This window comes from Chamaesiphon sp. (assembly GCF_041737865.1).
Taxonomy (GTDB): Bacteria; Cyanobacteriota; Cyanobacteriia; order Cyanobacteriales; family Chamaesiphonaceae; genus Chamaesiphon.
Window position 1 is genome coordinate 1 of sequence record NZ_JBGSQZ010000089.1, and the last position, 8730, is coordinate 8730.

The window sequence follows — 8730 nt, forward strand, 5'->3', positions numbered from 1 at the left end:
AATGCGATCGCACAACAAGTAAATCAATTAGCCATCAAGACTGAAGAACTACAGAAACAATTGGAGAATCAACCTTATGCCACGGTGGACTTTGGAAGCACGGAAACAACAGAGCGATCGAATGAAGTTATCGATCTACCACCAGCGTCCGTGGGAACGATCGACGGGGCCAACAAGCGCGGTAGGAAAGGCAAAAGCAGCGCGAAACTCACTTAAACATGGATTGCGATCGAAGGCGGTGAGAGGGCTATTTTCGCGATTGGGGCGAGAGCGGAAGGCGTTGTTAAAAAAATTCTCTGAAAATTTTCAGTGAGGTTTTTGCAAACGAACTGAGACAGGATTGACAATCTTGTCAAAGAGAAGAGCCGGAAATGAGTTTTGATGAACTGTGTGCCGTTGCGATCTCAGTCATACCTTCTTGGATATGTTCATCTTCGTAGAATCCTTCAGCTTGCAGAAATTCTAAGAAGCGATCGAGTTTACTGGTTGTGGTAGTGGGTTTGTTTGCTGAGGTGGAGAGGCTGGTGAGGAAGTATAGGGTTTGCGCTAGTACTTCATCAGGGGCCGCTTCAATGGCTTCTAAGAGTTGTTGTTTGATGGGTAACATAGACTCTCATCCGTGGGGATTGGATAATCTTATTTTGACATATTCTTAGGCTGGTAGCGGTCTCAACCGATCGATCGACTCTAAGCCTCAACGACTCGATCGATCACTGCCCGAATCGCAGCGGCTAAGTCTGCTTGTTCTGGGTGAAAGGAGTTGGGAATTTTGGGGTTATAGGAGAGCTAAATGATGTAGATACTTGTATCAAGATGTTAGACCGAACTCCGTTCGGGGAAACATAGATAGGTGGTTACTAGAAATCTGTTCTTTTGTTATTGAGGCTTTGTATGGTTGACTTTGCAGGTAAATTTAAGTCGTTCGCTGATAAAGCGCAGCAGAAAATAACAGAAATCCAAAATGATGAGTAATTACGAGAAAAAGTAAGTGGTGTGGTTAAACAGGCTCAAGAAAAACTTGAGGAAGTAAAAAATGACGATCGAGTTAAAAGCTTAGTAGATAAAGGCAAAGGGAAAATTGATGAGTTCTATACTAATCAAAAGCCTAGCTCTGAGGATGGAAATTATCCAGTAGTCAACAACATCAAGCTAATTGAAGGATCGCAATCAACTAGTATATCTTTGACTGATGGAACGATCGATCTAGCCTCTGCCTCGATTCAAGCTCAAAATGGGGAAAGAAAATGGACACCATCATTAGGACAAGGACTAGTTTATCTCTTTGTCTCTAAAGCAGGTATTAGAGGTCTAGATGGTATTTTTCCATTCTGCAACAATAAAATTGCTCTTCCTTTTAGCGGGCTAACGCTAACTGCATTTAGCGAAAAAGGAGCCGATATTGAATTTACTTTTAATTTGAAAAATGGAAACGTTCAGACAATTAGCTTCTCATGTGTTAAATCTGCTAGCCACAAAGACATTCTAGAATCCATAATTCATGGTGGCTGTGCTGTTGCTCCTGAACTGGATGAATTAATGAAGCAATCAAAAATCAACCAAAGTCGATTACTAGATTATATTAAATCCAATCAAAATAAAATTGCTGCCTTATATCCCAACTCCAAGCCAAACAAGAGTTTCTGTTCAAATAACTGTAGTCCCAACAATCAAAAGCGATTCCTTCTAATCTCTCCCTCCCCAATGCAAGTTAGGAGGGATTAATTTTGTGTTACTTCCTTCCCGCCAAAAGAGTATAGATAATGCCTGGATTCCATTACTGTCTACAGATTATTTTTTAACCGCCGAGGCGCAGAAAGCACAGAGGTTATAGAAAAAACGTTAATCTATAGTCTTAGAACGGGAAGAGAGTATTGCGATCGAATCAATCACCCCAATATAGCTGCCAACTCCTGCAATCCAAGCTGTAAACCCCCTCTATACCCGATCGATAGTACTGAGTACCCGACTACATACTGCAAATTATCCCGATCGATCTTATCTTGTCGTCTTCGCTCTGGTGAATCGTGAACCGAACCATCGCAGAAGATCGCAATTTTGACACCGTTGTTGTAGACAAAATCTGGTTTGCAATTAGCTTCAGGAATATACATTTGAGCGGTATCGGGTAACTTCAATCCTCGATCGAACATCGCTGTTAATACCACCCGTTCAAACTCAGAATTGGGATCGGTTTGGGCTAATAGTTGTTGATATTGCTCTTCGCGGGATAATCCGATCGAGTGCTGCTCTAATTTACTCCCGCGCAATTGAGTCAAGAAGTCGCTAATTGTATGGCGATTTAATAGCGGATGATCCCATTGATTGCCGTAAGAGAGTAAGCATTCATAACAAGCTTGAGCGCAACTGTCTTTGTGTTCGATAAAGTGGCAGATTTCCCGTGCTGAATCCGCTAACTTTTGGAAAGATTGGGGATCTTCGAGGATTTGGGAGAGGACTCCTGCACCACCTTCAGCGGCTTCCCAGAATAATAAGCGGTCGCTCTAAGGCATATTGAAAGGTAGTAATGAATGACTCTTTATGCTCTGCTGGTAGATCTAATGGTTCGATCGACAGCAGATTAGTAGTCGCTTTGACTGTCAAATGAACATCAGTTTGAATATTCGTCTGAGGATCGGTCTTATTCATGGTTGGTTCCCATTGTCCGCTGGTAGGATCGAGTCTGAAACCATTGCCTTGTTCACTTCGCAAACCGCGATTGATTCGCATGATGTTGGCAGTTTCGCCATAGGTAAGTCGGAGTAATGGTGTGCCGTCAGCGGCGATAACGGTAGCTACTTCTTTTCGTCCCTCGGTGAACTGGAAACAGGTGCTAATTTGATAACCATTTTTGAGGCGATCTTCCTCGTCGCAAGTAATTCGCTCCTTGCGTCTGGCGAACATTGTGTCCATTTCCAATGCTCTCATGATTACAGCGGGTTTGCCACTGCGATCGCTAGTTGGTTTATTGCCGCAGTTCTCACAGACATCGATTAATTTAGGATGAAAATAGCCACAGCGATCGCAAATAACTAGGGTCTGATAACGGCTGTCAATGCCTTGGGTATAGCGTTTGGTGCGATCGACTTTAAACTTATTCCCCTCGTGATAAAGGATATTTTGAGGAGCCATTTCTCGAATCGCTAAATGACGGGGACGAGAAATGTATTCGCCACGATCTTTGCCATTAGGCAGGTATGTATAGATCGGGAGACGGGGGAAATTGAACCCAGGAAGAAATCCTTGGGAGGCGAAATAGCGATAGGGATAGAATTCAAACTGGCTATTGTTTTTACCCGCACCTTGTCCAACAAGGAGATCGATTTGGTGCTTGGCTTCTTGGAACGATCGATCTGCCCGATTTTTCTCCTCTTTAGCTTCATTTCCAGCCGTGACTTTCTGGAGAATTCGTTGCGCCTCAGCCATCTGGGTGACAGCATCATCATAGAGCTTTCGCCAGCGATCGCATGAATTGTCAAACTCAGTTAAGGCATTGCTAATCGTTCGCTCTAACCACTCTGGACTATACCAGGAGACGCGATTTAGATCGGTTTGACAAAAAGTATCGGAGAGGATCGATCGAGTGGCGTTGACGCAATTGTGGTGGAATATGGGTTGCGCCATTCGCTCTAACTGAGCGTGGAGATCTACTTTGAGTGGGTATTTGGGTTGTTCGAGATCGAGGATTTGATTCATCGAATCGCCAAATTGCACCCCAGCTAAACCCAGCCAGACTGAGTAGATGTGCGATTTAATCAGATCTTGATTGGCTAATTCTAACTTTGGTGGCGCAACCGCTCCGGCGACCATTGCAGCTTGATGGCGATAGAAATATTGGTCGTGTCCGCTCCCTGCGGCGGCGTAGGTGATTACCATTGCTTCTTGTCCACTTCTTCCGGCTCTACCGCTGCGTTGGGCGTAGTTTGCAGGTGATGGCGGGACATTTCGCAGATGCACTACGCTCAAGTCGGAAATATCGATGCCGAGTTCCATCGTGGGGGAACAGAAGAGGGTGGCGAGTTTACCTTGGCGGAACTCCTCTTCCCGTTCTTGGCGGAGATAATTGGGGACTTGTCCGGTATGTTCGCGCCCGCGCATGTGGCGAATTTGGGCAGCAGTTTCGATGTAGAATTTTTGGAAGAATTTGTTAACTGGGCGAGATTCCACCTGTTCTGTAGCTGAATATCTATTCTCTAATAAATCTGGTGCGATCGATCCGAGCTTACAACCTTGCCAAACAATCGAATCACTTCGTAGTTGGACATCAGTACCTTCTTGAGTGAGATAGCCAGAATCGCACAGAGCATTAATTAAATTATGGATTAGTCGATCGTAAACATCAGTTTTTAGTGTCTCATTCAACCACGACCAAGCAGCGGGAGAGCGCAGGAATTTACCGATTTTACTGGTAGCTGTTAACTTAACTTTATTTTTAGTTCGATCTTTCGGTTCGCCTTTAGTCAGACTCGCCCACGATGCTGAGGGGAGATTTTCTGTTTCACCGATCGTCCACGGTTCTTTCAGGGCTTGATTGACCTTGCGTTTGAGTTCTTCAATTCCCTCAGCTTGGAGAAATTTAGCATCGATCGCGAGTTCTTTACGGAGTAGATTAAGGAGCGGTAAAATTGCTCGGTATCGTTCCTCCGGTGTGGCTTTAAGTAGAATTGAATCGGCATGTTTAGACCATAGATCTGTATTCGCACAAGCCAAATCTAGATCTAAATAATCGATCTGCAATAACCCACACTGCTCTAAATTAGGCTGAACAATTCGCCAACCGCGTCGTAAATCCTCGTACAATCGATATTCAATTAATTGAGTGAAAGCCTCTTCATTTCTCTTCTTACCAACCCCAAACTCAGCAGGTTGTTCGGCATAATCTGCTTGAGCTAAACTCATCTGTTTGACCACCGCCGCCGCTAACTGGCTCTGATCTAGTGCTCCTGCTGTTTTTAATGCTCCATACAAACTCGCTCTGAGGAAGGAAGTTTGAACGAAATCATTAAAATGTCCGGCTTGAAGGGAAGCATCTTGACGGTTATCGGTAAAGCTGAGAACTTTGGCAGCGGTTGAATCTGAAGGGAGAGATGCTTTGAGTTTGCTGACGGTGGAAATCGATAATAAGGTAGTTGCAGTACTTCTCCCTTCACTACTCAGACGAGAGAGCTTGGTAAATTCATTTTTGCGTCCGTTGTGGACGACTTTACAGTTTAGACAAATCTTAAATGGACGGGGAATAAACCAACAAGGTGTAGGTTTTTCACCATTTCCGACTCCAGTTAGAGCAATCGTCCCATTAGGATACACAAATAATTGCTGCGGGTTATATTTTTCGTGTTCTTTCTTTAATACTCGTCCATCTCTCTTGGTTTCCTTAAACCAGTTATCTGGCAAACTATCGAGATGTTCTGCACTCCATAAGTCTGCCTCGTCGAGGGTGAGATAGCCTTCTGGAATATCTGCCGTATCATCATCAGCATCGATCGAGTTAGGCAGCAATGGTGTAATTAATTCTCTATCTCGATCGAACTTAACCACATAATAATCTTGACCGCATTCCCGACAGAAAACTAGCGGATATAGGAGTCGATCGTTAGTCGTTGTATATTGCCCTTCTAAGGTTAAAAACCGCTTGTCTTTCGGTTCTAAAGTTGAGTAGACACTACCCCCTTGGGCGATAAATTGATGGAGTCGGAATGCTAATCCTTTAGTTTTACTACCCCAGAGAAACATCTCTTGGAGGACTTTGGTACATTTCTCGATCGATAACTGGGTAATTTCCGCTAATTGCTCTGCTCCTTCCTTGAGAGAAATCGGTTGACGGCGTTCCAATCCAGAGGGTTTGTTCTCTAGTCCAAAATTCATCTCTATCCAGGCACTAAGGGGATAGGCTTGGAATCCATCTAAAGTGCGATCTTTCTCTGCTGGTAAGCCAGCTAAGATACAATCCCGCAACTCTTGAGCTGTTAGTTCAGGGCGTTTAATTGCTCGTACTAAGGTTTCATCAATGACATTCTCCGTTGTCACCTCCATCCCAAATAGTTTACTCGCTACACCCGCCACAGTTTGACGGCGATTCTCCCGATCTCCTTCGGTAGACATCGTGGCTGAAGTACCGATACAGAGCAGATCTCGTCCGCTTCGCTGTCTGAGCTTCCGCACCAGCATGGCGACATCTGCACCCTGTCTCCCCCGATAGGTATGGAGTTCGTCGAGGACTAGAAATTTTAGATCTGGTGACTCAACGAATTTGGCTTCATGGACGCGAGTCAGCATCAGTTCCAACATCACATAATTAGTCAAGATAATCTGGGGTGGATTATTTTGAATCTCGATTTTGCGTTCTGTCTTTTCTTGTCCGGTATATTGTTCGACACGGATGGGAGAATTGGCAACTTTTTTGAGGAATTTATCGAACTCCTCTTTTTGGGAGTTAATCAGGGCATTCATCGGATAGACTAGAATCGCCCGCACGCCCTTAATCTCTGGGTTGCGGAGGATATCATCGATAATCGGGACGACATAGCTCAAACTTTTGCCCGAACCCGTTCCGGTGGTGAGAACATAAGGCTTTTGACTTTGGGCAGCGACGAATGCTTGAGCTTGGTGCTGATAAAATTGGAAGTTCTGGAAGTACTTACTACAGTCAGGATGGAGGATATTCTGGGCAATCAATTCACTAATACTTGCGCCCCTTTGATAGGCTGGGTTTAGTTGAATCAGGGGATCTTTCCATAGTTCGCCCTTGTCTAATTCTTCATCGACAAATGCTTTGACCTTGCGATCGCGGATATTGAGAAAACTATCGATGTAGCGGTGATAGTCGTCGATAATTTGGTTGCGGAGGGCGAAGATGTCGAGCATGGGAGGCTTCTTGTAGCGATGTAGTCTTAATATGCCCACGACCATAGGCTAAAGTGACCAAAATGATAGCTTAGATAGCAAATAGACCGTAATTACACGCTTGCCACTGCTTATAAAATACGGTATTATTCTGACAGAAAAAATCGCTTTAATTCAGTAGCCATCAAGAGTACAGCAGATCGAGTTATGGACAAAGTTCGAGTGCGGGGTCGCGGAAATGGGGTATTTACGCCCAAAGATTTTCTCGATTTGGGTAGTCGTGCGGCAATCGATCGAGCATTATCTAGATTGGTTGTCAGTGGCAAGCTGCGGCGAATCGGGCGGGGTTTTTATGATTTTCCCCGCCAGAGCAAAATTTTGCAGGGTTCTGCACCACCGAATCTGGATGCGACGATCGAAGCTATAAGTAGACGGGATCGGATTCAATTAATGCCCAATGGTATCGCAGTTGCCAATGCTCTGGGCTTAACGAATGCCGTGCCTGCCAGACCCTCTTATATCAGTAGTGGTAAGACTAAAACGGTGCAAGTGGGCAACCGGAAGGTTTATCTCCAGCACGTTAGTCCAAAGGTTATTGCTTGGGCAGATCGTCCAGGTGGTCAGTTTGTAGCAGCGGTTTTATGGTTGGATAAAGCGATCGCGTCTGCGCCAGATACGATCGCTTTGATGCGGGCAAAGCTGCCTGATCGTGTGAAACAAGACCTGCTGCAAGATCTCGATCTGTTACCTGGTTGGATGGCATCGATCGCCAGGAAGGTCTGTAGTGATTTGGATTTGGCTGTATGAGCGATTTGACCAGCGATGGGGATGAAGTGCGGTTAATTCGAGTACGAGATGCCGCCTCGGTAGTAGGGTCATTAGTTCCGTTAACGACAAAGCATTTAGATGATTTCAGAATAGTCTGGCGGGAACGACTGAGAACCACAGCAGATGAAGACCAATATTGGGATTGGGAGCAGAAACAACGAATTTATCTAGCTGGTGGGATGGGACTATATGAAGGCTATGCGATCGAATGTGAGCAGTTGACTCAGGGAATGATGCTGATTCAGATCCGGGGCTATCGATCGCAGATCGAGCCAACGCGCCGACTGGTGTATGTTCATTCACTGGCAACAGCACCGTGGAATCGCAGCTTGAACCCAGATGTAAATGGATTTCGAGCAGTGGGTGGAGCTTTACTCCGGTTTGCGCGGCTCCGCAGTGAAGAGTTAAATTATGGAGGGTTGGTAGGATTGCATTCTTTACCTAATGCCGAGGTGTTTTATCGCAAGATGGGGCTGATCGACGGGGGTGCGGATGCAGAAAAAGATAATTTGACTTATTTTGAATGGTATCGGCGCACAGAGATTGACGTGGATAATTAAATAGGGGAATGGAGGAAATTATGAGATTTCAAATTACTGAAGAGGAAGCCCGTGAGATGGCTAAGTTAGAGGAAGAGTGTGGGTGTGATATCAGCGCGGGGCCTGATTGGGGTATTCATTTGGATAAGGTAATGGAGCTAGCCCTATATCCAGGCAGTCACAATAAGTTTATCGATCTTCTAAACGAGCAGTTTGGAAATGTGATGTCTTCAGAGGAAATTGAGGAGGTGGCGGCTAGTTTTCAAATGCAAATTCAGGAGCGTTTGGCTGGTAGAGTGGCAAGCTAACGATCGCATGATTTGGCAATCTGTTGACAGACATCCTCAAACTTATTTTCTTATGCTCGATACTCTAAATATCTATTTTGCGCCTTCGATCGATTGATGAGGTATCGAGCGAATCTGGCTTACCAATCGATGGACGGAGTTATTAAAACTGGCAATATTCATTGTAAGTTATGGTTTTCTAAGCTTTTCTTGTATTCCTTCAAAGATCTCATTCT

Annotated in this window: 8 protein-coding genes and 1 pseudogene; 5 read left to right on the top strand and 4 right to left on the bottom strand. The window is 44.8% G+C overall.

From position 1 onward, the window contains the following. A partial coding sequence (locus tag ACEW9J_RS06415) for a hypothetical protein (RefSeq protein ID WP_373544307.1) occupies positions 1-216 on the top strand: 216 nt, incomplete at its 5' end. 136 nt (positions 217-352) lie between these two features. On the opposite strand, the gene ACEW9J_RS06420 is transcribed toward ACEW9J_RS06415, so the two are convergent. Next, the gene (locus ACEW9J_RS06420) at positions 353-607 is read right to left on the bottom strand and encodes a hypothetical protein (protein WP_373544308.1); all 255 of its coding nucleotides are present in this window, start codon (positions 605-607) and stop codon (positions 353-355) included. A 386-nt stretch (positions 608-993) separates the two neighbouring features. On the opposite strand from ACEW9J_RS06420, the gene ACEW9J_RS06425 reads away from it, so the two are divergent. Further along, entirely contained in the window at positions 994-1722 is a 729-nt protein-coding gene (locus ACEW9J_RS06425; RefSeq protein ID WP_373544309.1) for a hypothetical protein, read from the top strand. A gap of 164 nt (positions 1723-1886) precedes the next feature. On the opposite strand, the gene ACEW9J_RS06430 is transcribed toward ACEW9J_RS06425, so the two are convergent. The 3 genes and pseudogenes from ACEW9J_RS06430 to ACEW9J_RS06440 form a co-directional block, all read right to left on the bottom strand. Beyond that, positions 1887-2276, bottom strand: a complete 390-nt coding sequence (locus ACEW9J_RS06430; protein WP_373544310.1) for a hypothetical protein — start codon at positions 2274-2276, stop codon at positions 1887-1889. Between the two features lie 120 nt (positions 2277-2396). Further along, positions 2397-2444, bottom strand: a pseudogene (locus tag ACEW9J_RS06435) (hypothetical protein); the annotation flags it as partial. Positions 2445-2469: 25 nt separating this feature from the next. After that, positions 2470-6861: a DEAD/DEAH box helicase gene (locus tag ACEW9J_RS06440; RefSeq protein WP_373544311.1), complete on the bottom strand. Its 4392-nt coding sequence runs from the start codon at positions 6859-6861 to the stop codon at positions 2470-2472. A gap of 186 nt (positions 6862-7047) precedes the next feature. On the opposite strand from ACEW9J_RS06440, the gene ACEW9J_RS06445 reads away from it, so the two are divergent. The 3 genes from ACEW9J_RS06445 to ACEW9J_RS06455 are packed head-to-tail and all read left to right on the top strand — an operon-like array spanning position 7048 to position 8515. After that, the gene (locus ACEW9J_RS06445; RefSeq protein ID WP_373544312.1) at positions 7048-7647 is read left to right on the top strand and encodes a DUF6088 family protein; all 600 of its coding nucleotides are present in this window, start codon (positions 7048-7050) and stop codon (positions 7645-7647) included. Continuing rightward, positions 7644-8228, top strand: a complete 585-nt coding sequence (locus ACEW9J_RS06450; RefSeq protein ID WP_373544313.1) for a GNAT family N-acetyltransferase — start codon at positions 7644-7646, stop codon at positions 8226-8228. Before ACEW9J_RS06445 ends, ACEW9J_RS06450 begins: the two co-directional genes overlap by 4 nt. 20 nt (positions 8229-8248) lie before the next feature. Then, a complete protein-coding gene (locus ACEW9J_RS06455; protein ID WP_373544314.1) occupies positions 8249-8515 on the top strand; it encodes a hypothetical protein in 267 nt (88 codons plus the stop codon). The last annotated feature ends 215 nt before the right edge of the window (positions 8516-8730 follow it).

Bases quoted from the DNA above. Each gene is read 5' to 3' on its own strand.
- ACEW9J_RS06420 (WP_373544308.1), bottom strand. From the start codon at position 607: ATGTTACCCATCAAACAACAACTCTTAGAAGCCATTGAAGCGGCCCCT.
- ACEW9J_RS06440 (WP_373544311.1), bottom strand. From the start codon at position 6,861: ATGCTCGACATCTTCGCCCTCCGCAACCAAATTATCGACGACTATCAC.
- ACEW9J_RS06445 (WP_373544312.1), top strand. From the start codon at position 7,048: ATGGACAAAGTTCGAGTGCGGGGTCGCGGAAATGGGGTATTTACGCCC.
- ACEW9J_RS06450 (WP_373544313.1), top strand. From the start codon at position 7,644: ATGAGCGATTTGACCAGCGATGGGGATGAAGTGCGGTTAATTCGAGTA.
- ACEW9J_RS06455 (WP_373544314.1), top strand. From the start codon at position 8,249: ATGAGATTTCAAATTACTGAAGAGGAAGCCCGTGAGATGGCTAAGTTA.